The sequence below is a fragment of the Micromonospora sp. NPDC050686 genome, from assembly GCF_040654475.1.
GTDB lineage: Bacteria > Actinomycetota > Actinomycetes > Mycobacteriales > Micromonosporaceae > Micromonospora.
On the sequence record NZ_JBFAID010000013.1, the window covers coordinates 68,379 to 93,243 of the forward strand.

At 72.3% G+C, this 24,865-nt stretch carries 21 protein-coding genes; 15 read left to right on the top strand and 6 right to left on the bottom strand.

Going from position 1 to position 24,865, the window contains the following annotated elements; translation table 11 throughout:
* Positions 1–82 precede the first annotated feature (82 nt).
* Entirely contained in the window at positions 83–1,648 is a 1,566-nt protein-coding gene (locus AB0H57_RS12300; RefSeq protein WP_357505503.1) for an MFS transporter, read from the top strand.
* An 11-nt stretch (positions 1,649–1,659) separates the two neighbouring features.
* Positions 1,660–2,268: a TetR/AcrR family transcriptional regulator gene (locus AB0H57_RS12305; protein WP_357505505.1), complete on the top strand. Its 609-nt coding sequence runs from the start codon at positions 1,660–1,662 to the stop codon at positions 2,266–2,268.
* A 40-nt stretch (positions 2,269–2,308) separates the two neighbouring features.
* Here the strand turns inward: AB0H57_RS12305 and AB0H57_RS12310 are convergent, their stop codons facing one another.
* Positions 2,309–4,243 (bottom strand): helix-turn-helix domain-containing protein, encoded by a 1,935-nt coding sequence (locus tag AB0H57_RS12310; protein ID WP_357505507.1) that lies wholly within the window; start codon positions 4,241–4,243, stop codon positions 2,309–2,311.
* Positions 4,243–5,025: a 3-hydroxybutyrate dehydrogenase gene (locus tag AB0H57_RS12315; RefSeq protein WP_357505509.1), complete on the bottom strand. Its 783-nt coding sequence runs from the start codon at positions 5,023–5,025 to the stop codon at positions 4,243–4,245. Before AB0H57_RS12315 ends, AB0H57_RS12310 begins: the two co-directional genes overlap by 1 nt.
* Positions 5,026–5,505: 480 nt before the next feature.
* Here AB0H57_RS12315 and tnpB point away from each other — a divergent pair, with 480 nt between their 5' ends.
* From tnpB to AB0H57_RS12360, 9 genes are all read left to right on the top strand, one after another.
* Entirely contained in the window at positions 5,506–6,861 is a 1,356-nt protein-coding gene (gene tnpB / locus AB0H57_RS12320) for an IS607 family element RNA-guided endonuclease TnpB (protein WP_357505588.1), read from the top strand.
* Between the two features lie 66 nt (positions 6,862–6,927).
* Positions 6,928–7,458, top strand: coding sequence for a crossover junction endodeoxyribonuclease RuvC (gene ruvC, locus AB0H57_RS12325; RefSeq protein WP_357505511.1), 531 nt, complete (start codon positions 6,928–6,930; stop codon positions 7,456–7,458).
* Positions 7,455–8,057: a Holliday junction branch migration protein RuvA gene (gene ruvA, locus AB0H57_RS12330; protein WP_357505513.1), complete on the top strand. Its 603-nt coding sequence runs from the start codon at positions 7,455–7,457 to the stop codon at positions 8,055–8,057. Before ruvC ends, ruvA begins: the two co-directional genes overlap by 4 nt.
* 43 nt (positions 8,058–8,100) lie before the next feature.
* Positions 8,101–9,165, top strand: a complete 1,065-nt coding sequence (ruvB, locus tag AB0H57_RS12335; RefSeq protein WP_357505515.1) for a Holliday junction branch migration DNA helicase RuvB — start codon at positions 8,101–8,103, stop codon at positions 9,163–9,165.
* A 139-nt stretch (positions 9,166–9,304) separates the two neighbouring features.
* Positions 9,305–9,652: a preprotein translocase subunit YajC gene (gene yajC / locus AB0H57_RS12340; protein WP_357505517.1), complete on the top strand. Its 348-nt coding sequence runs from the start codon at positions 9,305–9,307 to the stop codon at positions 9,650–9,652.
* A 245-nt stretch (positions 9,653–9,897) separates the two neighbouring features.
* A complete protein-coding gene (gene secD / locus AB0H57_RS12345; protein ID WP_357505590.1) occupies positions 9,898–11,787 on the top strand; it encodes a protein translocase subunit SecD in 1,890 nt (629 codons plus the stop codon).
* A gap of 1 nt (position 11,788) precedes the next feature.
* A complete protein-coding gene (gene secF / locus AB0H57_RS12350; RefSeq protein WP_357505519.1) occupies positions 11,789–12,973 on the top strand; it encodes a protein translocase subunit SecF in 1,185 nt (394 codons plus the stop codon).
* A 104-nt stretch (positions 12,974–13,077) separates the two neighbouring features.
* Complete coding sequence (locus AB0H57_RS12355; RefSeq protein ID WP_357505521.1) at positions 13,078–13,644, top strand: adenine phosphoribosyltransferase; 567 nt, start codon at positions 13,078–13,080, stop codon at positions 13,642–13,644.
* Between the two features lie 301 nt (positions 13,645–13,945).
* Complete coding sequence (locus AB0H57_RS12360) at positions 13,946–16,387, top strand: bifunctional (p)ppGpp synthetase/guanosine-3',5'-bis(diphosphate) 3'-pyrophosphohydrolase (RefSeq protein ID WP_357505592.1); 2,442 nt, start codon at positions 13,946–13,948, stop codon at positions 16,385–16,387.
* Positions 16,388–16,447: 60 nt separating this feature from the next.
* Here the strand turns inward: AB0H57_RS12360 and AB0H57_RS12365 are convergent, their stop codons facing one another.
* The gene (locus AB0H57_RS12365) at positions 16,448–17,287 is read right to left on the bottom strand and encodes a peptidylprolyl isomerase (protein ID WP_357505523.1); all 840 of its coding nucleotides are present in this window, start codon (positions 17,285–17,287) and stop codon (positions 16,448–16,450) included.
* 58 nt (positions 17,288–17,345) lie between these two features.
* The gene (locus AB0H57_RS12370) at positions 17,346–18,221 is read right to left on the bottom strand and encodes a peptidylprolyl isomerase (protein WP_357505526.1); all 876 of its coding nucleotides are present in this window, start codon (positions 18,219–18,221) and stop codon (positions 17,346–17,348) included.
* Between the two features lie 194 nt (positions 18,222–18,415).
* Between AB0H57_RS12370 and AB0H57_RS12375 the strand changes: the two genes are divergently transcribed.
* The 3 genes from AB0H57_RS12375 to AB0H57_RS12385 all read left to right on the top strand — a co-directional run bounded on the left by AB0H57_RS12375 (position 18,416) and on the right by AB0H57_RS12385 (position 21,514).
* On the top strand, positions 18,416–19,135 hold the full coding sequence (locus AB0H57_RS12375; protein ID WP_357505528.1) for an MBL fold metallo-hydrolase: 720 nt from the start codon (positions 18,416–18,418) through the stop codon (positions 19,133–19,135).
* Between the two features lie 51 nt (positions 19,136–19,186).
* Entirely contained in the window at positions 19,187–20,509 is a 1,323-nt protein-coding gene (gene hisS, locus AB0H57_RS12380) for a histidine--tRNA ligase (RefSeq protein WP_357505530.1), read from the top strand.
* A 72-nt stretch (positions 20,510–20,581) separates the two neighbouring features.
* A complete protein-coding gene (locus AB0H57_RS12385; RefSeq protein WP_357505532.1) occupies positions 20,582–21,514 on the top strand; it encodes an acyl-ACP desaturase in 933 nt (310 codons plus the stop codon).
* 64 nt (positions 21,515–21,578) lie between these two features.
* On the opposite strand, the gene AB0H57_RS12390 is transcribed toward AB0H57_RS12385, so the two are convergent.
* Positions 21,579–22,469, bottom strand: a complete 891-nt coding sequence (locus AB0H57_RS12390) for an SGNH/GDSL hydrolase family protein (protein WP_357505534.1) — start codon at positions 22,467–22,469, stop codon at positions 21,579–21,581.
* Positions 22,470–22,656: 187 nt separating this feature from the next.
* Between AB0H57_RS12390 and AB0H57_RS12395 the strand changes: the two genes are divergently transcribed.
* Entirely contained in the window at positions 22,657–23,715 is a 1,059-nt protein-coding gene (locus tag AB0H57_RS12395) for a S1 family peptidase (RefSeq protein WP_357505536.1), read from the top strand.
* Between the two features lie 64 nt (positions 23,716–23,779).
* Here the strand turns inward: AB0H57_RS12395 and AB0H57_RS12400 are convergent, their stop codons facing one another.
* Positions 23,780–24,472 (bottom strand): DUF998 domain-containing protein, encoded by a 693-nt coding sequence (locus tag AB0H57_RS12400; RefSeq protein WP_357505538.1) that lies wholly within the window; start codon positions 24,470–24,472, stop codon positions 23,780–23,782.
* Positions 24,473–24,865 lie beyond the last annotated feature (393 nt).

The window sequence follows — 24,865 nt, forward strand, 5'->3', positions numbered from 1 at the left end:
CCGGCCTAGGCTCACGTTCGTTACGAGCCTGACCCGTATCGTATTGCGCGGCACGGGGCTACCGGGGGGAGAAACGGGCCGAATGGAACTGCACGAGAACACCGGGCACCCGAGGAGGTGGGCGATCCTCGGCGTGCTGGTGATCAGCCTGCTCGTGGTCGTCCTCGACAACACCATCCTCAACGTCGCGCTGCGCACCCTCGCCGACCCGGTGCACGGCCTCGGCGCCAGCCAGGGTGAGCTGGAGTGGTCGATCAACTCCTACACCCTCGTCTTCGCCGGCCTCCTGTTCACCTTCGGCGTGCTCGGCGACCGGTCCGGGCGGCGGCGTTTCCTGCTGATCGGGCTGGTCCTGTTCGGACTGGCGTCGCTGCTGTCCGCGTACGCGCAGAGCCCCGGCCAGTTGATCGCGGCCCGGGCCCTGATGGGCGTCGGCGGGGCAGCCATCATGCCGGTGACCCTGTCGATCATCTCCAACGTCTTCGACCCCCGGGAGCGGGGCCGGGCGATCGGCGTCTGGGCCGGCGCGGTCGGCCTCGGCGTCGCGATCGGGCCGGTGCTCGGCGGTGCGCTGCTGGAGCACTACTGGTGGGGGTCGGTCTTCCTGATCAACGTGCCGGTGGTGGCGCTGGGCGTGGTGCTGGTCGCCACCCTGGTCCCCGAGTCCCGGGATCCGAGCCCCGGCCGGGTCGACCTGCTCGGTGTGCTGCTGTCCGTGGTCGGTCTGGTCGCGCTCACCTACGGCATCATCGACGGCGGCGAACACGGCTTCGGCCGGCTCCCGGTCTGGCTGGCGATCGTCGGTGGCCTGGCGGTGCTGGCCTTCTTCATCGTGCACGAGCTGCGCAGCGACCACCCGTCGCTGGACGTCCGGCTGTTCCGGATGCCCCGGTTCGCGGCCCCGGTCACCCTGATCGGGCTGGTCTTCTTCGCCGCCATGGGCGTGATGTTCTTCAACGCCTTCTACCTCCAGCTGGTGCGCGGCTACAGCCCGCTGGAGACCGGCCTGCTGTTCCTGCCGTTCGCCGGGGCCCAGCTCTTCTTCGCCCCGCGCAGCGCGGCCATGGTCCGCCGGTTCGGCGGCCGGGCGGTCGCGGTGACCGGCCTCGCCCTGACCGCCGTGTCGCTGGGCGGGTTCGTGCTGGTCGAGGCGGACACCCCGATCTGGATCGTGCTGCTGCTGACCTTCGTGCAGGGCGCCGGGATGGCCAACATCATGCCGCCGGCCACCGAGTCGATCATGTCGGCGCTGCCCCGCGAGAAGGCCGGCGTGGGCTCGGCGGTGAGCAACACCATCCGGCAGGTCGCCGGCGCGCTCGGCGTGGCGGTGCTCGGTTCGGTGCTCTCCGCGGTCTACCGCGAGGACATCGCCCCGGCCGTGGCCGCGCTGCCCGCCGCGGCCCGGGAGGCGGCCACCGAGTCGATCTCCGGCGCGTACGCGGCGGCCGACCGGCTCGGTCCCGCCGCGCCCGCGCTGATCGATTCGGCCAACGACGCCTTCGTCACCGCCATGCACTGGGCGGCCGGGATCAGCGCGGTGGTCGCCGCGCTCGGCATCGTCGTCGCGCTGCGCTGGCTGCCGGGTCGGGCCGGGACGACGCCGGCTCTCGCCCCCGCCACCGAGCCGGAGTTGGCCGGAACCGCCTGACTTCGGGTTCAATGTCTGACATGACTTCCAGCGCTGACGCTCCGCGGCCGCCCGGCCGGCCGCGGAGCGTCCGCGCGGACGAGGCGATCATCGGCGCCACCCTGGACCTGCTGGCCGAGGGGAACACCATCGAGACGCTCGCCATCGAGGCGATCGCCGCCCGCGCCGGGGTCGGCAAGGCGACCATCTACCGTCGCTGGCCGGGCAAGGAGGCGCTGCTGCTCGACGCGCTGCGTACCCTCAAGGGCCACCCGCCGGAGCCGGCCGGGCATTCCGTCCGCGACGACCTGATCCTGCTGGTCGGCGCGATCGGGCACAACATCGACCCGCGGGCCGCCCGGATCATGCCCTGCCTGGCGCCCGAGGTGAACCGCAGCCCGGACCGCTACCAGCTCTACCAGAACATCATCGAGCCGCGGCGGAAGCTGATGCGCGAGGTGCTCCGGCGCGGTGTCGACGCCGGGGAACTGCGCGCCGACCTCGACATCGAGCTGACCATGGCGCTGCTCGCCGGTCCGATGCTGATCCAGCGGATGCTGCGCTGGCACCCGGAGCTGGACGAGCGGATCATGCCCGAGCAGATCGTCGACCTGGTGCTGGACGGCATCCGCCCCCGCTGAGTCGCCCGACGCCGAGCGGGCGGCCGGGGAGGAGCTCAGCTCAGCCGGCCGGGTGGCGCAGCCGGTGCAGCCGCAGCGCGAGCTGCACCTCCAGCGCACGGTCGGGTCGCTGCCAGTCCGTGCCGAGCAGCTGCCCCACCCGCTCCAGCCGCTGGGTCACCGTGTTGACGTGCACGTGCAGCTGCTCCGCGGCCCGGGCCAGGCTGCCGCCCACCCCGAAGTACGCCTCCAGCGTCCGCACCAGCGCGGTGCCCCGCCGGGCGTCGTAGTCCACCACCGGACCCACGGTGGCGGTGAGGAACCGGGCCACGTCCCGGTCGCCCGGGTCGCCCACCGCACCCAGCAGCAGGCCGACGAAGCCCAGCTCGGCGGTGCTCGCCCCCTGCCCGGCGCGGCCCAGCGCGCCGAGCGCGGTCAGGCAGCGGGCCGCCTCGGCGAACGTGGTGGTCAGCGCGGCCGGCCCGGTGGCGGGGCCACTCGCCCCGGCGGTCACCGGCCGGCCGGTCACCCGGGACAGGTCCCGGGCCACCGCGCGGGCGCTGCCGCCGGCGTCCACGCCGGGCAGCATCAGCACCACCCGGCCGTCCCGGGCCGCGGCCAGCCCACCCCGGGTGGAGGCGTACGTGGTGGCCCAGGAGAGCACCCGCTGCCGGGCCGAACCGGTGGCGGCGATCACGTCGTCGCCCACCGCCACCAGCACGTGCGGGGCGTCCAGGTCGACCCCGAGCCGGCCGGCCCGACTGCGCAGCGCGTCGGTGTCCCGCAGCGGCCGGGCGATCAGGTCGTCCAGCAGCTCGCCCCGGACCCGCCCCTCCGCCTCGGCCACGGTACGCCGGAACAGCAGCAGCAGCGCGGTGACCAGCGCGGCCCGCTCCAGGATCCGCTGGTCGGCGTCGACCAGCTCGTCGTCCGGGCGCAGCACCAGCGCGCCCAGGTTCTCGGTGCCGGCGACCACCGCGGCGTACCAGAGCGGACCGCGGCGCACGCTGCGCCCCTCGGTACGCGACGCGGCCACCGCCTCCACCAGGTCGGCCCGGTCCGGCTCCGCTATCTCGCCCACCCGGGCCAGCCGCCGGCCCTCGGCGTCCAGCGCCAGCAGCGCCCCGCCGAGCACGTCGGTGACCGCCGCCGCGACGTCCTCCATCCCGCCGCCGCGTACCACCAGCGCGGTCATCCGGTCGTGCGCCGCGGCGGCGCGCTCCACCGAGGCGCTGTGCGCCCGGATGGTGCTGTTCGCCGCGGACAGCTCGGCCAGCGCCGAACGGGTCTCGGCCAGCAGCCGCGCGGTGTCGATCGCCACCGCCGCGTGCGCGGCCAGGGAGACCAACAGCGACACCTCCTCGCGGGCGAACGGCCGGACCGACCGGTTCGCCGCGTACAGCACGCCGATCACGCTCGACCCGAGGCGCAGCGGCACGCCGAGGATGGCCACCAGCCCCTCCTCGCCGACCCCGTCGTCGATCTCCCCGGTGTGCCGGAACCGGCCGTCCTCCGGGTAGTTCGCGGTGGCGTACGGGGTGCCGGTCTGCGCCACCAGGCCACCGAGGCCGTCGCCCATCTCCAGCCGCAGCCCCTGGAAGCGCGCCGAGATCGAACCGTCGGTGACCCGCATGTAGGTGTCGCCGCGCTCGTCGTCGTTCAGCGTCATGTACGCCACATCGGTGCCGAGCAGGATGCGCGCCCGGTGCACGATGGCCCGCAGCACGTCGTCCAGGTCGCGCAGGCCGGCCAGGTCGCTGGCGGTGTCGTACAGGCCGGAGAGCTCGATCTCGCGCCGGCGGCGGCGTTCCAGCAGCGCCCGTACCCGCAGCGCCACCGTCTTGGCCTGCTCCAGCTCGGCCAGCTGGTCGGCGGGCAGCCCGGCGGCCCGGGCGGCCACCAGCGGCCCCTCGAACTCGACCGCGGCGGCCTCCCGGGCCAGCAGCTCCAGGAACTCGACCGGCGACGACATGAGCGACATTGTGCGCGACGCCACTAGTTGGCCGTCCAGCCCCCGTCGAGGGCGATCGACGCGCCGGTGATGAACGCGGCCGGCGGCGAGCAGAGGTACGCCACCAGCTCCGCCACCTCCTCCGGCTCGATCAGCCGCTTGATCGCCGCCCGGGCCAACATGATCTTCTCCACCACCTCGTCGGCGCCGATGCCGTGGGTGGCCGCCTGGTCGGCGATCTGGCTCTCCACCAGGGCGGTGCGCACGTACGCCGGGTTGATGCAGTTGGCCGTCACCCCGTGCGCGGCGCCCTCCAGCGCGACCACCTTCGACAGCCCCTCCAGGGCGTGCTTGGCCGACACGTACGCCGCCTTGTACGGCGAGGCGCGCAGCCCGTGCACCGAGGAGATGTTGACGATCCGGCCCCAGCCGCCGGCGTACATGTGCGGCAGCGCCCGGCGGATCAACAGGAACGGCGCCTCCACCATCACCCGCTGGATGTACTCGAACCGCTCGACGGGGAAGTCCTGCACCGGCGCGACGTGCTGGAGGCCGGCGTTGTTGATGACGATGTCCACGTCGACGTCGAGCCGGCCCACCGCGGTCACGTCGGCCAGGTCGATCCCCTCGGCCCGGCCGCCCGCCTCGGCGGCCACCGCCTTGGCCGCCTCGGTGTTGCGGTCCACCACCAGCACCGCCGCGCCGGCCGCCGCCAGCCGCAGGGCGCAGGCCCGGCCGATGCCGCTGCCACCACCGGTCACCAGGGCGCTACGACCGGAGAGGTCGACGTGTACGACGTGGGGGACCGCCACGGGTTCTGCCGTCATGGCGCAAGAAGTTACGAGCTGTGTGGCCGGCGGCACATGGGGCGGCGACACATACTCCGGGGCCGATCTGTGTGGGCGGGGCGAGCATGAGGGGCGGCTCTTCAAGGTGGGCGGTGTTAGAAGGTGTCGGAGGGGCGTGAGAGAGTCAGGTACGAGGCGAGTGACAGAAGCAAAGTGGGTTGGACATGATGACGAGCGAAGCCGGACGCTTGTTGACCACACATCATGCATGATCGGGCCGGCAGCGTTCTGGCCGTCTTCGAACCACGTGCGGGCGCGCTCGTCGCCAGCACTGGGGCGAAGGCCGTAAAAACCCCATCAACGAATGCCGAGCACTTCGTGCGGAGACAACTGGTGAGGGCGTGAAGGAGTTGCTGGCATCAGGCTGTTGCCCCCTGTGCGGTCGGGGTGGACTGCCGTGAGCCCTATGCCTTCCCGGACTGATAGCGCCACAGCGACAGGGGCGTTGAAGTGAAGACGATGCAGGCGTATCGGTTCGCCCTGGATCTGACTCCAACCCAAGAACGGGCGGTGCTTGCCCATGCGGGTGCGGCGCGGGTAGCTCACAACTGGGCCTTGGCCCGGGTGAAGGCGGTGATGGACCAGCGGGCCGCAGAGCGCACCTACGGTATTGGCGAGGAGGATCTGACGCCGGCTCCTGGTTGGTCACTCCCAGCGCTGAGACGAGAGTGGAACGCCGTCAAGGACGACGTGGCACCCTGGTGGCGGGAGTGTTCGAAGGAGGCATACAACACTGGCTTGGACGCTTGCGCCCGCGGGCTGAAGAACTGGTGGAACTCCCAGACAAGCGCTCGCGCCGGCCGGCGGATCGGCTTCCCGCGCTTTAAGTCCCGTCGTCGCTCTACGCCGACGGTTCGCTTTACAACAGGCGCGATTCGAGTGGAGCCCGACCGGCGGCGCGTTACCTTGCCGCGTCTTGGCGTGCTGAAGCTGCACGAATCAGCCCGGAAGTTGGCCCGTCGCCTCGATGCTGGCACTGCCCGGCTTCTATCTGCGACAGTGCGTCGTGAAAAGGGCCGGTGGCACGTAGCGTTCTGCGTCGAGATCGACCGGCCCGAGCGAGTCCCGAGATTGCCGCATGCCGTGGTCGGTGTGGACGTCGGGTTGAAGCACCTCGCGGTCCTTTCCACCGGCCAGTTGGTACCTAATCCGCGACACCTTCTTGATGCCACCCGGCGGATGCGTCGCCTCGCGCGACAGATGTCACGCCGAGTTGGACCTGACCGGCGCACGGGGCAGCAGCCGTCAAACCGGTGGGAACGGTCACGGCTGCAGGCGGCCCGCGCACATGCGCGGGTTACGAACCTACGTCGCGACGGTCTGCACAAGCTCAGCACCCGCCTCACCCGCATGTACGGCGTTGTCGTTGTCGAAGACCTGAACGTCGCCGGGATGCTGCGCAACCGGCGGGTGGCGCGGCACGTCGCTGACGTCGGTCTTGGTGAACTACGCCGGCAGTTGAACTACAAGACGTTATGGAACGGTGGCCGGCTGATCGTGGCCGACCGCTGGTATCCGTCCTCGAAGACTTGCTCGGCATGCGGCACAGTGAAAGCCAAGCTGGCCCTGTCCGTGCGCACTTACACCTGCACCGTTTGCGGCCTGAACCTGGACCGTGATCTAAACGCCGCGCGAAACCTCGCCGCCCTTGCGGCGCAGCTAGATACCGCCGGGAGTGGCCCGGTGGCTGGACGTGGAGCCGATCGTAAGACCCGTTCCGGCGGGCCGGTGGCTGCGAACCGTCAACCCGGCACCGCCGTGGCGGGCAAGACCGGGACCGCTTCGCTGCAAAGCGGGGCTGCCGATCGTGTATGAATCATGAGAGGTAACGGTGTCGAACACACGTACTGCTTACTGCTTGCGGCTGGGAAAGGAGGCGGCGTGCGGGTGCTGGGCGTCGACCCGGGGCTGACCCGGTGCGGGGTCGGCGTGGTCGAGGGCGTGCCGGGGCGGCCCTGCACCCTGGTCGCCTACTACGTCGTCCACACCGATCCGGGCGACGACCTGCCGCTGCGCCTGCTGCACCTGGACCGCTCGTTGACCGATCTGGTGGCCGAGCACCGGCCGGACGCGGTCGCCGTGGAGCGGGTGTTCAGCCAGCACAACGTCCGCACGGTGATGGGCACCGCGCAGGCCAGCGGGATCGCGGTGCTGGCCGGGGCGCGCGCCGGGCTGCCGGTGCAGACGTACACCCCGAGCGAGGTGAAGGCGGCGGTGACCGGGTCCGGTCAGGCCGACAAGAAGCAGATGACCAGCATGGTCACCCGGCTGCTGCGGCTGTCGGAGCCACCCCGGCCGGCGGACGCCGCCGACGCCCTGGCCCTGGCCATCTGTCATGTCTGGCGGGGCGGCACCCGGTCCAAGCTGGCCGAGGCCGCCGACCGGGCACGACGAGGAGGAGCGCGACGATGATCGCCAGCGTGCGCGGCACGGTGACCGCGACCGGTCCGGATCACGCGGTGGTGGAGGTCGGCGGGGTCGGCCTGGCGGTGCAGTGCGCCCCCGGCACCCTGGCCGAGCTGCGGGTCGGTCAGCCCGCCCGGCTGGCCACCAGCCTGGTGGTGCGGGAGGACTCGCTCACCCTCTACGGTTTCGCCGACGACGACGCCAAGCAGCTGTTCGAGCTGCTCCAGACCGCGAGCGGGGTCGGCCCCCGGCTGGCCCAGGCGGTGCTGGCCGTGCACACCCCGGACGCGGTCCGCAAGGCCATCGCCAACGCCGACACGGCGGCGCTGACCCGGGTGCCGGGGATCGGTAAGAAGGGCGCCGAGCGGCTGGTGCTGGAGCTGCGGGACCGGGTCGGTCCGGTGTCGGTCGGCGCGGACGGCGCCGCCGGGGTCACCACGGGCGCCTGGCCCGAGCAGGTGCGCCAGGCGCTGGTCGGGCTCGGCTGGACGGCCGGCCAGGCCGAGCAGGCGGTGGCCGCGGTCGCGGAGACCGTCGACGGCGAGACCCCGCCGGTGCCGGTCCTGCTCAAGCAGGCCATCCGCCTGCTGGGCCGGACCCGATGAGCGCGAGGAGCGGAGCCCCGCCTTCGCGAGTGGAGATCAGCGCATGACGGGCGACAATCTGGTCTCGGCGTACGTCAGCGACGCGGAACGGGACGCGGAGGCCAGCGTCCGGCCGAAGCGGTTGGCCGAGTTCATCGCCCAGGACCGCGTCCGCGACCAGCTCGACCTGCTGCTCCAGGGCGCGATGCGGCGCGGTTCCCCGCCCGACCACATCCTGCTCTCCGGGCCGCCGGGCCTGGGCAAGACCAGCCTGGCCAACATCGTCGCCGCCGAGCTGGGCACCGCGATCCGGGTGACCAGCGGTCCGGCGATCGAGCGCTCCGGCGATCTGGCCGCCATCCTGACCGGTCTCGCCGAGGGCGACGTGCTCTTCATCGACGAGATCCACCGGATCGCGAAGCCGGCGGAGGAGCTGCTCTACTCCGCGATGGAGGACTTCCGGGTCGACGTGGTGGTGGGCAAGGGCCCGGGGGCCACCGCGATCCCGCTGGACGTCGAGCCGTTCACCCTGGTCGGCGCGACCACCCGGTCCGGCCTGCTGACCGGGCCGATGCGGGACCGGTTCGGCTTCGTCGCGCACCTGGACTTCTATTCCCCGGTCGAGCTGGAGGCGCTGCTGCACCGGTCGGCGCGGATCCTCGGCGTGCCGATCACCGTCGACGGCGCGGCGGAGATCGCCGGCCGGTCCCGGGGCACGCCCCGGATCGCCAACCGGCTGCTGCGCCGGGTCCGGGACTACGCCGAGGTGCGGGCCGACGGCGTGGTCGCGGTGGAGACCGCCCGGTCGGCCCTGACCGTGTACGACGTCGACGGGCTCGGCCTGGACCGGCTGGACCGGGCGGTGCTGACCGCGCTGGTGGATTCGTTCCGGGGCGGTCCGGTGGGCCTGTCCACCCTGGCCGTGGCGGTGGGGGAGCAGCCGGACACGGTGGAGGAGGTCTGCGAGCCGTTCCTGGTCCGGGCCGGCCTGCTGGCCCGTACGCCGCGGGGCCGGGTGGCGACCGGCGCCGCCTGGCACCACCTGGGGCGTAACCCACCGAATGGTACATTTGCCGCCGAGACCGCCGTGCCGCCCGATCTGTTCTCGGCCGATCCCGATCAGCCGTGACGCGAACGTGATCTGTGCCGCATTCGGCGTTCTCAGGTGTAGGGACTAGACTCGCCGCGGTCTGTACAGGATGTGAAAATCCGCCTCCGCTCCGGTACCCCTCGTGCCGGACGGCTGGCCAGTGGGAAGGTCGACAAGCGTGTTCTACGCAGCAGCGAGTGGCGGGGGAGTCGGCGGCCTGACGCCGATCCTCATGATCGCTCTGCTCTTCGGTGTCATGTACTTCATGATGATCCGCCCCCAGCAGAAGCGCCGCCGCGAGGCGGAGCAGATGCAGTCCGCGCTCGCCCCGGGCGACGAGGTGGTCACCATCGGCGGGCTCTACGGCACGGTCACCGGGGTGGACGACGACACGGTGCTGCTGGAGGTCGCCCCCGGTGTGCAGACCCGGTACGCCCGCCCGGCGATCGCCCGGGTGGTCACCCAGGCGCCGCGCGCCGAGTCGACCGAGGCGGTCACCGAGGACGCCGAGCCGGTCAAGGAGTGACCCGCCGCCCCTGCCAAGGGGCAGCGGATCGGTCCGCACAAGTGGATAGTGGGGTCGACGCCCGGGCGGCGACACGCGTACCCCCGGCCGGCGCCGCCGCGCCGCCGGTCGACACGTGCCGTCCGTGGCGTCGGCCATCCAGAGCAGTCGGCCGGACCCCCGGCCCGAACCTCGTCGTTGCCGCGTCAGCGGCGTGACCGTTACAGGGAGACAGGACAGCCGTGGCACCACCACCTCAGGGACAGATGCGCCCCGGGCGGCAGCTCGCCGTACTCGGGCTCATCTTCGTCGTCCTCTATCTATTGGTGTTCTTCTCGGGCGGCGCCAAGGGTGGCTGGCAGGACCGGCTGGAGCCGCGGCTCGGCCTGGACCTGATCGGCGGCACCCGGCTCACCCTGGAGGCCACCAACAGCCTCGACGGCAAGCCTCCGACGAGGGCCAACCTCGAGGAGGCCCGCCAGATCATCGAGAGCCGGGTCAACGCGTACGGCGTGGCCGAGGCCGAGGTGGTCACCGAGGGCGACCGGAACATCGTGATCTCCCTGCCGGGCCAGAACCGCGACCTCACCGACGTCGGTGAGGCAGCGGAGCTGCGATTCCGCAAGGTGCTCAAGGCGACCGACGGCAGCGGCGCGACCGCCGCCCCGGCACCGACCGCCACCCCGGCCCCGTCCGGCAGCGCCACCCCGCAGCCCTCGGGCAGCGCGGCGGCCACGCCGTCGGGCAGCGCCGCGCCGAAGGCGACCGCCTCGCCGGCCGCCGGTGGCCAGGGCGGTGGCGCCCCCGCGCCGAGCGCCAGCGCCACCCCGCCCGCCAGCCCCAGCGCCCCGGCCGCCACCCCGAGCGCGAGTGCCGCCCCGGTGCCGCAGGGCATCGAGGAGCAGCGCAAGGCGGTCGAGCAGAAGGTCGGCGCCGCCGCCTGGGCCGCCGCGAGCGGCTTGCAGGCCCCGGCCGACCTGACCGCCGACCCGTCCCTGGTGGAGAAGCTCAAGCCGTTCGGCACGCTGACCCCGCAGGAGGTCGCCGTGCTCTCGCCCGAGATGCAGTTCAACGTCCCGACGATCAGCTGCGCCCAGCTGGACAAGCGGCCAGCCGCCTCGATCAAGGACCCGAAGCAGCAGGCCGTGGCCTGCGAGGGCGGCGCGGCGAAGTACCTGCTGGACGTGGCGAAGGTGGAGGGCACCGACGTCAAGGACGCCAGCGCCCAGCTCGACCAGACCAGCTCCTGGGTGGTCAGCCTGAAGTTCACCGGCGACGGCCAGAACAAGTGGACCGAGCTGACCCGCGAGTCGTTCACCAACGCCGGCGGCGCCTGCGACCAGAGCGCGCTCGGCCAGGACGGCAAGTGCCGGGTGGCGGTGGTGCTGGACAACGCCATCGTCTCCTCGCCGGAGATCCAGGCCGTGCTGACCGGCGACTCGCAGATCACCGGCAGCTTCACCAGCCAGGACGCCAACGCCCTGGCCAGCCAGCTGCGTTACGGCGCGCTGCCGGTGACCTTCGTGCCGCAGGAGCAGCAGAACGTCACGGCCACCCTGGGCGACAGCCACCTGCGGGCCGGCCTGCTGGCCATGGGCATCGGCCTGGCGCTGGTCATCGTCTACTCGTTCTTCTACTACCGGCTGCTCGGCTCGGTGATCTTCCTGAGCCTGGTGCTCTCGGCGCTGCTGGTCTTCGGCGCGCTGGTGGTGCTCGGCCGGCAGATCGGGTTCACCCTCACCCTCGCCGGCATCGCCGGCATGATCGTCTCCCTCGGTGTGGCGGCGGACTCGTTCGTCATCTACTTCGAACGGCTCAAGGACGAGATCCGCGAGGGGCGCAGCCCGCGCAGCGCGGTGCCCCGGGCGTGGATCCGCGCCCGCCGGACGATCATCTCGGCGAACGCGATCACCCTGATGTCCGCCGTGGTGCTCTACATCGTCTCGGTCGGCGTGGTGAAGGGCTTCGCCTTCGCGCTCGGCCTGGCGACCGTGCTGGACCTGATGGTGGTCTTCCTCTTCCGTCACCCGATCATGACGATGTTCGCCCGCACCCGGGCGTTCCTGTCCCCGCGGGTCAGTGGTCTCGGCCGGGCACTGCCGGCCCGGTCGGCCGAGCCGGCGACCGCCCGCAACCCGCGTGCCAAGGAGGCCTGAGATGGCTAAGAGTGGACTGGCGGCCCGGCTCTACCGGGGCGAGGCCGGCCTCAACATCGTCGGCCGGCGCAAGCTCTGGTTCACGGTGGCCGGTGTGCTGGTGCTGATCGCGGCGCTCAGCTTCGTCGTACGCGGCTTCAACCCCGGCATCGAGTTCGCCGGCGGCAACTCGTTCCAGGTGCCGGCCAGCGTCGGCACCCTCGACGACGCGGAGCGGACGCTCAACCAGGCGCTGGCCGCCAAGGGCGGCGGCGTTGAGGTGGTCACCGCGCAGAAGATCGGCAGCACCAGCGGCGACTCGTACGAGTTCCGCACCGCGCAGCTCACGCCGACCCAGGCGGTCGACGTCAAGAACGAGCTGGCCCGGGACTTCGGCCTCGACGCCGGGCAGATCAGCGGCAACCAGGTCAGCAAGGCCTGGGGTGACCAGGTCACCTCGCGGGCCCTGCTCGGTCTGGTGATCTTCGTGGCGGTGGTGGCGCTCTACCTGGTGGTGCGCTTCGAGTGGCGGATGGCGGCGGCCGCGATCGTCTCGCTGTTCATGAACCTGATCCTCACCGCCGGCATCTACTCGCTGATCGGCTTCGAGGTCACCCCGTCGACGATCATCGGCTTCCTGACCATCCTGGGCTTCGCCCTGTACGACGTGGTGGTGGTCTTCGACAAGGTCCAGGAGAACGTCCGGGGCATCACGGCGAACAACAACCAGACGTACGGCGAGGCGGCCAACCTGGCGTTGAACCAGAGCCTGATGCGGTCGCTGAACACCTCGGTGGTCGCCCTGCTCCCGGTCGGTGGTCTGCTCTTCATCGGGGCCGGCCTGCTCGGCGCGGGCACCCTGAAGGACCTCGGCCTGGTGCTCTTCGTCGGTATGGCGGTGGCGTTCCTGACCTCGATCCTGCTCGCCACCCCGCTGCTGACCGTGCTGAAGAACCAGGAGCCGCGGATCCAGGCGCACAACAAGCGGGTGGAGACCCGCCGGGGCGCGATCGCCCGCGGCGAGCTCACCCCGAAGGGCAGCGCCCCGCGCCCGGCCAGCGGTGCCGAGCCGACCGACGCGGAGGCCGCGCTGGCCGGCGTCGCGCCGAAGGTCGGCGCCCGGCCGACGGGCAAGCGGCCGACCGGTGCCCGGGGCGGCCGCCCCGGCGGGGGCGGCAACCGCCCGGGCGGCGCGAAGCGGCGCTGACCCGGCGCCGGGGACACCCGGTAGGAACCGACCTGACGGCGTCCGCCATGCTGTGCGAGCAGCATGACGGACGCCGTCGTCGTCGGAAGGGAAACAGGACAACCGTGACGGAGACCCACAGCACCGCGGTACGGGGAGACAGCGGCCCGCAGGTCGCCCAACTGGTCGCCAGCCGGGTGCTGGACGTGCCGGACTTCCCGAAGCCGGGCGTGGTGTTCAAGGACCTGATGCCGCTCTTCGCCGACGGGGACGTGTTCCGTGAGGTGATCGACGGGATCGTCGCGTACCACGGGCGGGAGTCGTTCGACGTGGTCGCCGGCATCGAGGCGCGCGGCTTCGTGCTGGCCGCCGCCATCGCGTACGCCACCGGGCTGGGGGTGGTGCCGGTGCGCAAGGCGGGCAAGCTGCCCCGGGCCACCCACGCCGCCTCGTACGCCCTGGAGTACGGCCAGGCGACGCTGGAGGTGCACCAGGACGCGTTCACCGCGGGGCACCGGGTGCTGGTGGTGGACGACGTGCTGGCCACCGGCGGCACCGCCGAGGCCACCCTGGACCTGGTGGAGCGGGCCGGCGGCACGGTGGCCGGGTTCACCGTGCTGCTGGAGTTGGGCTTCCTCGCCGGGCGCGAGCGCCTCGCCCCGCGTCCGGTGCATGCCCTGCTGACTGTTTGAGCCGGTCACCGTGGGACCGACCGGTCGCGGTCCGTCCGGCGGAAGCGCGGGGCACCCTGCGTACGGGTAGCATTGCCCTTTGCCGACCGGGCGGGTGACCGACCGGGCGGCGCGAGTCGGCCGGCGCGGTCGGCGCGGTGTCCGGATCCGGCCGGCGGCCGGGCGCGGAGCACGCCGATCGATCCGGGCGGCGCGGAACAACACCGGCCCCGGGCCGGTTGGACAGATACGTCGGCCGGACGGCCGGCGGCAACCCCGGCGAGCGGTGAGGAGGCCGGTGTCCCACGAGGTCGTCCCTCCGGTGGAGGGCACGGTGCACCCGACAGGCGACGCTGACGGCTCGGTGACCGAGCGGAACGGCAACCCGCCGGCCCGGGTGGCGGGTCCCGTCGACGGCGGCTCGCCGTCCGGCGACGGCGCCGCCCCGGCGTCGTACCCCGTCGAGGGCTCCGTCGACCCTTCGCCGAGCGGTGGGTTCGCGCTCTCCAACGCCCCGACCGGGCGGCGGGTGCGGGCGCGCCTGGCCCGGTTCAACGCACCCTGGCAGACCTCGCAGGTCAGCGAGGTGCTCGAGCCGCTGATCGCCAGCCATCGGGTGAACCACCCGAAGGCGGACGCCCGGCTGCTCCAGCGCGCGTTCGACACCGCGGCCCGCTGGCACTCGGGTCAGTACCGCAAGTCCGGCGACCCGTACATCACCCACCCCCTCGCCGTGGCGACCATCCTGGGCAACCTGGGGATGGACACCACGACCCTGGTGGCGGCGCTGCTGCACGACACGATCGAGGACACCGAATACACCCTCGACCAGATGCGCGCCGACTTCGGCCCCGAGGTCACCCTGCTGGTCGACGGCGTCACCAAGCTGGACAAGGTCAAGCTCGGCGACGCGGCCAAGGCCGAGACTATCCGCAAGATGGTGGTGGCGATGGCCAAGGACCCGCGGGTGCTGGTGATCAAGCTGGCCGACCGGCTGCACAACATGCGCACCCTGACCTTCCTGCCCCGTCCCAAGCAGGAGCAGAAGGCGAAGGAGACGCTGGAGATCCTCGCCCCGCTCGCCCACCGCCTCGGTATGAACACCATCAAGTGGGAGCTGGAGGATCTGGCCTTCGGCACCCTCTTCCCGAAGCGGTACGAGGAGATCAACCGGCTGATCGGGGAGCACCAGCCGCAGCGGGAGGCGCTGCTGCGGCAGGTGACGCAGAAGGTGCAGACCGACCTGAAGGCCGCCAAGATCAAGGCGGAGACCACCGGGCGGCCGAAGCACCTCTACTCGATCTACCAGAAGATGATCGTGCGGGGGCGCGACTTCAACGACATCTACGACCTGGTCGGGGTGCGGATCCTGGTCGACACGGTGCGGGACTGCTACGCGGCGCTGGGCGTCATCCACGCCAACTGGCAGCCGGTGCCGGGCCGGTTCAAGGACTACATCGCGATGCCCAAGTTCAACATGTACCAGTCGTTGCACACGACGGTCATCGGGCCCACCGGCAAGCCGGTCGAGATGCAGATCCGCACGTACGCGATGCACCGCACCGCGGAGTTCGGCATCGCCGCGCACTGGAAGTACAAGGAGCACAAGGGCACCCAGATCGTCGGCCCGCCGGCGCACATCGACGAGATGACCTGGCTGCGCCAGCTGCTGGACTGGCAGCGGGAGGCGGCCGACCCGAGCGAGTTCCTCGACGCGCTGCGCTTCGACCTGTCCAGCCAGGAGGTGTACGTCTTCACCCCCAAGGGTGACGTCATCCCGCTGCCGACCGGGTCGACGCCGGTGGACTTCGCGTACGCGGTGCACACCGAGGTCGGTCACAAGTGCATCGGCGCGCGGGTCAACGGCAAGCTGGTGCCGCTGGAGTCGACGCTGTCCAACGGCGACGTCATCGAGATCTTCACCTCGAAGTCGGAGACGGCCGGCCCCACCCAGGACTGGCTGGGCTTCGTCAAGAGCCCGCGCGCCCGCACCAAGATCCGCCAGTACTTCAACAAGGAGCGGCGCGAGGAGGCGATCGAGGCCGGCAAGGACTCGATCGTCAAGGCGATGCGCAAGCAGGGCATGCCGTTGCAGCGGATGCTCACCTCCGACGCGCTGATGGCGATCGCCCGGGACCTGCACCTGGCCGACGTGGCCTCGCTCTACGCGGCGGTCGGCGACAGCCAGGTCTCCGCGCAGTCGGTGGTGCAGAAGCTGATGGCCACCTACGGCGGGGAGGAGGGCGCGGCCGAGGACATCGCCGAGACGGCGGTGGCCACCCGCCCGCCGCGCAGCCGGGCCAGCAGCCACGACCCGGGCGTCGTGGTCCGGGGCGTCAGCGACGTCTGGATCAAGTTGGCCCGATGCTGCACCCCGGTGCCGCCGGACACGGTGTTCGGCTTCGTCACCCGCTCCGGCGGGGTGAGCGTGCACCGCGACGACTGCGCCAACGCCGAGGACCTGAGGGCGCAGGGCGAGCGGGTCGTCGAGGTCACCTGGAAGCTCACCTCCGCCTCGACGTTCCTGGTCGCGATACAGGTCGAGGCGCTGGACCGGCACAAGCTCCTCGCGGACGTCACCCGGGTGCTCTCCGACGAGCGGGTGAACATCCTCTCCGCCACCGTCACCACCACCCGCGACCGGGTGGCGGTGAGCCGGTTCAGCTTCGAGATGGCCGACCCGAAGCACCTGGGGCACCTGCTCGCGGCGGTCCGCAAGGTCGACGGGGTGTTCGACGCGTACCGGGTCACCTCGGGCGCCTGAGCCACACACGCAAGCGCCCGCCGGCATCGCCGGCGGGCGCTTCGTCGTACGGGGTGGGGCTCAGCCCTGCGGCTCGCTCATCGTCAGCTTCTTGATGACGATCTCCTTCTTCGGGTGGCCGCCGCCGGCCTGCTGGGCGAACGCGCCGTCGTCGCCGGCCTTCGCGACCTGCTGCACCACGTCCATCCCGCCGGTGATGGTGCCCAGCACCGTGTAGTTCGGGTCGAGCTGGGAGTCGCCCCAGACGATGAAGAACTGGCTGCCGGTGCTGCCCGGGTCCCCGTTGTTCGCCATGGCGATGACGCCCTCCGGGTACGCCGGCCGCTTGTCGGTGGGCAGGTTCTCCTCGGCCAGCCGGTAGCTCGGGCCGCCGGTGCCGTCGGTCTGCCGCCAGCCCTTGCCGGTGACGCTCGGGTCACCGCACTGCAGCACCTTGATGCCCTGGGTCACCAGCCGGTGGCACTTGCTGTTGTCGAAGAAGTTCTTGCTGGCCAGGTGGGTGAAGCTGCCGGCCGTGCAGGGCACCTTCGACCGGTCGACCTTGGCGGTGATCGGGCCCAGGTTGGTGTCGAGCGTCATCGTCTGGGTGCCGCTGGTCGACTGCTGCCCCGGCGGGAGCCCGACGTCCTTGATCTCCTTGTGCCGCTGCTCCTTGGGGACCTCGGTGAAGGCGCACTGGGCCGCCCCGGAGTCCTGCGCGGCGGTCCCCTGCGGGCCGTCGTCGTCGCCGAACCGGCTCGCCAGCCAGACCGTGCCGGCGATCACCAGCAGCAGGGCGGCGCTCGCGCCGATGATCGCCTGCGTCTGCCGGCGCTTGCGGGCCCTGGCCGCCCGCTCGGCCATCTTCCGCTCGAGCTGGGCGCGCGCCGCCGCGCGCTGCCGCTCCCTGGTGGACGTCACGCTTCACTCCTCCTGGCTTCTCGGGCGCGGCCGGTGCCGCAGGTGATCAGGTGCCGGGTCAGCCGGCGCTGGGGCTGGCGGTCGGGGCGCCGGAGGCCGGGCCGCTCGGCGTCGCCGCCGCGTCCGGGTCGCTGACGGTGAGGCTCTGGATCACCACGTCCGTCTTCGGCTTGACCGTGTCCCCGGAACCATTGTCCACGGTCGGCAGGGCACCGATCTTCTCCACCGTGTCCAGCCCGCCGGTGACCTTGCCAATGATCGAGTACCCCGGCTTCTCCGGGTTGAAGTCCTTGAAGAAGATCAGGAACTGGCTGCCGTTCTGGCCGGGCGGGTTGCCGATCATCGCGACCGTGCCCTTCGGGTACGCCGGGGACGAACCGGGCGCCGCGCTCGCCGACGGAGCCGGGTCCGGTACGTCCTCGTCGTAGAAGGTGTAGGCCGGGCCGCCGATCCCGGTGCCGCTCGGGTCGCCGCAGCGCAGCGCGCCCTCGGCGGTGATCTCGTGGCACTTGGTGTTGTCGTAGAACGCCCGGCTGGCCAGGTGGGCCATGCTCGCTCCGGCGCAGGGCGCGGTGGCCAGGTCCAACTGGGCGGTGATCGGGGCGCCCTGGTTGGTGGTGACGGTCATCGTCCGGGTGCCGGCGGTGGGCAGCCCGGTGGTGGCCGGGGTGCCGACGTCCTTGAGGTTGGTGTTGCCGGCGGCGTCCTGCGGAGTCCAGAGGCAGACGTCCTCGGCGGCCTTCTTCTCGTCCGGGTCCCGGTCGAAGGCGCCGAGGCCCCAGGCCGCGCCCGCCATCACCAGGACGAGTACCACGGCCGCGCCCACGCCGGCTTGGATCCGCCGGCGTCGGCGGGTGGCGGCGGCCCGTCGGGCCAACTGCCGGTCGAGCTTCTCCCGCGCCAGTCTGCGCTGCCGGTCCCTGCTGGAAGCCACGCGTGCTCCCCTTCCTCTACCCTGGTCGTCACCGGCGGTCGGGCGGTCGCGCCCGTCGGGGGCCGAGTGCGCCACGCCACACGCCCGCCAGAGTGTACGGGTAGCGACTGGGAAAGTGGTGTACGAGGTCGACGCCGGTTTGCCGACTAGGCTGCTGGACGCAGACGACAGCTCGACTCGGAAGGGGAGCGGACGTGCTCGTGGCCGGCTTTCCCGCGGACGCCTTCGGCACCAACTGCTACGTGCTGGCCACCGCGCCGGGGGAGCAGTGCCTGGTGGTCGACCCGGGGATCGGGGTGCTGGACCGCCTCGACGCCGTGCTCGCCGAGCACCGCCTGCACCCGGCCGCCGTGCTGCTCACCCACGGGCACCTGGACCACACCTTCTCGGTCGCCCCGGTCTGCGGGGCGCGCGGCATCACCGCCTACCTGCACCCGGCCGACCGGGAGATGCTGGCCGACCCGGGCAAGGCGCTCTCGATGGACCTCAGCCAGCTCTTCGGCGGCCGGCTGCCGTACACCGAGCCCGACGACGTGGCCGAGCTGACCGACGGGGCGGTGCTGCGGATGGCCGGCCTGGAGATCACCGTCGACCACGCCCCCGGCCATACCGGCGGGTCGGTGCTGTTCCGGATGCCCGGCGCCGGCTCGCCCTGGGAGGCCGAGCAGCTCTGCCTCTCCGGTGACGTGCTCTTCGCCGGGTCCATCGGCCGCACCGACCTGCCGGGCGGCAGCATGCACCGCATGCTCACCAGCCTCCGGGAGAAGGTCCTCCCGCTGGCCGACGACACCGTCGTCCTGCCCGGCCACGGCCCCGCGACCACCATCGGCCGCGAGCGCGCGACCAACCCGTACCTCCTCGAGGTGGCGGGGACCGGCGACGCGCGCCCGGCCGCGCCCACCCGCGGCCTGTAGCCGCCGACTTCGACCTTCCCGCGCCGGCGGCGCGGGCGCTGAAGGAGCATCATGAGCAAGCCCACGCCCATCTCCGGCTTCCCCGAGTGGACGCCGGCCCAGCGGATGATCGAGCAGTTCGTGCTCGACCGCATCCGTCAGACCTTCGAGCTGTACGGCTTCGCCCCGCTGGAGACCCGCTCGGTGGAGCCCCTCGACCAGCTGCTGCGTAAGGGGGAGACCTCGAAGGAGGTCTACCTGCTGCGCCGGTTGCAGGCCGACGCCGACGGTCCGGCCGGTGACGACGCGCTCGGCCTGCACTTCGACCTGACCGTGCCGTTCGCCCGGTACGTGCTGGAGAACGCCGGCAAGCTGCAGTTCCCGTTCCGCCGCTACCAGATCCAGAAGGTGTGGCGGGGCGAGCGCCCGCAGGAGGGGCGCTACCGGGAGTTCCTTCAGGCCGACATCGACATCGTCGATCGAGACGCCCTGCCCGCGCACTACGAGGCGGAGATGCCGCTGGTCATCGGCGACGCGCTGCGCTCACTGCCGATCCCGCCGGTGCGGATCCAGGTCAACAACCGCAAGATCTGCGAGGGCTTCTACCGGGGCATCGGGCTGACCGAGCCGGAGGCCGCGCTGCGCGCGGTCGACAAGCTCGACAAGATCGGCCCGGCGAGGGTGGCCGAGCTGCTGGCCGAGACGGCCGGGGCGAGTGAGGCCCAGGCCAAGGCGGTGCTGGCGCTGGCGGAGATCTCCGCGCCGGACGCCTCCTTCGCCGACGCGGTGCGCGCCCTCGGGGTGAGCGACCCGCTGCTCGACGAGGGCGTCGCCGAGCTGACCGCGGTGGTGGAGACCGCCGCCGCGCACTCGCCGGGGCTGTGCGTCGCCGACCTGCGCATCGCCCGGGGGCTGGACTACTACACCGGCACCGTCTACGAGACCCAGCTGACGGGCTACGAGCGGTTCGGCTCGATCTGCTCCGGCGGGCGGTACGACAACCTGGCCAGCGCCGGCAACGCCCGCTTCCCGGGGGTGGGCATCTCGATCGGGGTGACCCGGCTGCTCGGGCTGCTCTTCGGCGCCGACGCGCTGTCGGTGTCCCGCGCCGTGCCGACCTGCGTGCTGGTCGCGGTCGGCGCCGAGGAGGAGCGGGCGGCCAGCAACCGGGTCGCCGAGGCGCTGCGCTCGCGGGGCGTGCCCACCGAGGTGTCGCCGACCGCGGCCAAGTTCGGCAAGCAGATCCGGTACGCCGAGCGGCGCGGTATCCCGTACGTCTGGTTCCCGGGGGCCGAGGGCGACGAGGTGAAGGACATCCGCTCCGGTGAGCAGGTCGCCGCGGCGGCCGGGGAGTGGACGCCGCCCCGGGCCGACCTGCGGCCGTTGGTGAGCTGAGGCGCATTACTCGCGCGTACGGCGGGAAGGACCTACGGTGGCGTAAGTTACGCCACCGTAGGGAGGTTCCCCGTGACCGTGCTGAGCCAGACCGCGCTGCTCATCGAACTCGAGCCGGTGGTCGAGAAGAACCTCGACCGTCACCTGTCCCTGGCCAAGGAGTGGTTCCCGCACCAGTACGTCCCGTGGGGCGACGGGCGCACCTTCGACGGCCCGCTCGGCGGCGAGGCGTGGGCCGAGGCCGACTCGACCATCCCGGACGTGGCCCGCACGGCGCTGATCGTCAACCTGCTCACCGAGGACAACCTGCCCTCGTACCACCACGAGATCGCCACCCTGTTCGGCCGGGACGGCGCCTGGGGCACCTGGGTGCACCGGTGGACGGCCGAGGAGGGCCGGCACGGCACCGCCATCCGGGACTACCTGACGGTGACCCGGGCGGTGGACCCGGTGGCCCTGGAGCGGGCCCGGATGACCCACATGTCCGAGGGCTACCAGAACGTGCACGGCGACGAGGTGCTGCACTCCCTGGCGTACGTGTCGTTCCAGGAGCTGGCCACCCGGATCTCGCACCGCAACACCGGCCGGGCGACCGGCGACCCGGCCTGCGAGGCGCTGCTGGCCCGGGTGGCCGCCGACGAGAACCTGCACATGGTCTTCTACCGCAACCTGCTCGGCGCGGCGTTCGAGCTGGCCCCGAGCCAGGCGATGCGGGCGGTGGCCGACGTGCTGGCCGACTTCCAGATGCCCGGCGTCGGCATCGACGGGTTCGCCCGCAAGTCGGTGGCCATCGCCCTGGCCGGCATCTACGACCTGCGGCAGCACCGCGACGAGGTGGTCGTGCCGGTGCTGCGCCAGTGGGACGTGTTCGACGTGACCGGGCTGGACGGCGACGGCGAGGCCGCCCGCGACCAGATCGCCGCCCACCTCGACACCCTCGACGTGCAGGCCGCCCGCTTCGAGGAGAAGCGCGCCGCCCGCGCCGCCCGGGCCGCCCGCCGGTAAGGAGGGGCCCCTTCTTACCGTTTCCGGTAGCGGAGGGGCCCCCGGTTAACACCCCGAGGTCCGGCTACCAGCGGAAGCCGTTGGCGTACGAGATGTTCGCCAGCACCGCCTGGCCGCTGGTGTTCGGGTGGAAGTAGTCCCAGGTGGAGACCTGGCTGAGCGCGAACGGGTAGTTGAACACCGCGTTGTCGTCGAAGTCGCAGTTGGCGCCGTACGCGGCGCAGGCCTGGGCGAGCTGGGTGTTGAAGTCGATCACCCGCTGCCGGACCCGGGCCCGCCGGTCGACGTCCGCCTGACTGGTGGAGGTCGGGTTGGCCAGCATCGACTGGCAGATGCCGAAGAGCGACCAGGCCGAGCGGGCGCTGCCGCTGTCCTTGCCGACGGACCAGAGGCGTTGGACGTCCGGGATGCTGATCACGGCCACCCGGGCGGTGGGCAGGCCGGCCTTGAGTCGGTTGAGCGCGCTGTCGATGTTGGCCCGGAAGGTGGTCACCGAGGTCATGGTGGATTCCGACCCGGTGCAGGCGTCGTTGGCGCCGATCAGCATGGTGACGTAGTCGACGTTCTGGCTGACCGCGGTGCCGGCCTGGCCGTACATGTCGGCCGACTTGGCGCCGCTGCGGGCGTCGTTGTAGTTGCGCCCGCCGATGGTCGGGTTGACCGCGCGGATGCGCAGGTAGTGGCTGTTCACGCTGGCGTAGTCGCCGGTGCTGAACGACCGGGCGGTGCAGTCGGAGTACCAGCCGCAGGCGTTGAAGCCGCGGGTGATCGAGTCGCCCAGGCTGGCCATCGAGTTGGGCGGTGGGGTGGCGGCGGCCGTGGCGGGGCCGGCGGCGAGCGTGACGAGGGCGGTGGCGCTGGCGATGGTGGCGAGCGCGCGTCGGACGAGGGGCATGGTGGCCTCCGGGTCGCGGGTGCCGGACAGCGGCGGTGAGCGGAGCATATAGACGCGCATCTGTGTCCACAATGTTGCCGGCCGGTTTCCACGGAGCCTCGGGTGAATTCGGGCAAAACCAGGTCTTGCCTAGGATCTTAAGTATGTGAATACTTCACTCACTCGGCCGACTTCCCCCAGTCGGTCGGGTAGCCAGAGGCTCGGCCGTTCGGTCGGGCCGCCCCATCCCCAATCGGGAGGCCGTTACATGCGACCCACGAGGTCATCGCTCCGCCGCGCCGTCACCGTCGCCGTCGCCGGAACCCTGGTCGCCGGTTCACTGCTGGGTGCCCCCGCCCAGGCCGCGCCCGCATCGCCCGCATCCCCCGACGCGGCCGCCACCCTGGCCGAGCGCCTGGGCGACCGCGCCGCCGGCACGTACGCCGACACCAGTGGCAAGATGGTCGTGGCCGTCACCGACGCCGCCGCCGCCCGCCAGGTCCGGGCCGCCGGCGCCACCGCCCGGCTCGTCACCCGCGGCGCCGCCGTGCTGGCCAGGGCCACCGCCGAGCTGGAGCGCTCCGCCAAGATCCCCGGCACCGCGTGGTGGACCGACCCGGCCACCAACCAGGTCGTGGTCTCCGTCGACAGCACCGTCACCGGCGCCAAGCTGGAGCGGGTCAAGGCCGCCGCGGCCCGCACCGGCGGCGCGGTCCGCATCGAGGCCGAGGCCGGCGTGCTGAGCACCCGGATCTCCGGCGGCAACGCCATCTACGCCGGTGGCGGCGGTCGCTGCTCGCTCGGCTTCAACGTCCGCAGCGGCTCTGGCGTCTACTACTTCCTCACCGCCGGGCACTGCACCAACATCTCGTCCAGCTGGTACAGCAACTCCGGGCAGACCTCGCTGCTGGGCAGCCGGTCCGGCACCAGCTTCCCGGGCAACGACTACGGCATCGTGCGGTACAGCAACCAGAGCACCGCCCAGCCGGGCAACGTCACCCTGTACAACGGCAGCTTCCAGGACATCACCTCGGCCGGCAACGCGTACGTCAACCAGTCCGTGCGCCGCTCCGGCAGCACCACCGGGGTGCGCAGCGGCACCGTCACGGCCACCAACGCCACGGTGAACTACGCCGAGGGCAGCGTCTCCGGCCTGATCCGGACCACCGTCTGCGCCGAGCCCGGCGACAGTGGCGGCTCGCTCTTCGCCGGCACCACCGCCCTGGGCCTCACCTCCGGCGGCAGTGGCAACTGCAGCAGCGGCGGCACCACCTACTTCCAGCCGGTCACCGAGGCGCTCAGCGTCTACGGCGTGAGCGTCTACTGATCCACCCCGCACCGAGCGGGCCGCCGGGCGACCGGCGGCCCGCTCCGCGCGGACGACGTGCGGGTCAGTCGGTTGCTTCCGGCCGGCCCGGACCGACCGGCGGATCCGGGCCGACCGGCGGGCCGATCCCTCCGCGCCCGTGCGCCCGGGCGCCCCGCCGAGCGGAGAGCACCGCGAGCAGCGGCCACAGGGCGACCGCCAGCGCGGTGGTCCGTTCGGCCAGCCCGGTACGCGATCCGCCCGTCACCTCGACGGCGCACCAGGCGAACAGGGCCAGCAGCAGCGCCGTCACGGTCAGCGCCACCGGCCGGCGGAACGCCCACGGCGCCGCGGCCCGAGCCGGGTGCCGCCGGTCCGGCCCCCGGGGCAGCAGCAGCGCCGAACCGGCCGGCCAGAGCGCCAGAGCGAGCACGGCCACCGTGGCCACCACGCCGTGGCCGAGGGAGCCGCCCACCCTCGGGCGCGGCACGGCGATCAGCGCGATGGTGGCCACGCCGCCGACCGCCAACAGAAACCGGCTGGGCAGTCCGGCGGCGTGCAGGACCAGCGCGGTGCCGAGGTAGCAGCCGCCGAGCAGCACCAGGCAGGCCGTCATGATCCACGGATCGGTCGCGCCCTGCCCGGCCAGCTCGCTGATGGTGTCGCGGACCGGGTCGTACCCCGGGGGTTGCCGGGCGCCGGCCACCGTCCATCCGCCGGCCAGCAGGACGGGTGCGGCCGCCGCCGCGGCCACCGCCCACCCCGGTACGGCACGCATCCGGCCACGGTAACGCCCGGTCGGGCCGCCCACCCGCGCCTCGGAAAAGGCCGCCCACCCGCGCCTCGGGAAAGGCGGGCGACCGCGCTGTCGGGTCGCGGGTCGCCACCGGCTGGGCGGTCACCGGCGGGGTGTCCTCGTCCGGCGCCGAGGCCACCGTGCTGGTGACCTGGCGTGGTGGCTCGCCTGCCGCGTACACCCGATCCGACTGCCTTTGCTCTGCTTCCCCGGACGCAACACCGAGCTGAGCTGCGAGACCGCGGGGCGGTGGGCGAGCCCGCGGCGGCGGCGCGCGTTGCGCCGCGTGACTGTTGCGTGGGCTGAAGCAGAGCAAAGGCGAGCACGGGGGTGGGGTGGCGGGCGACGGGGGTGACGGGGCGTCACGGATCGGTC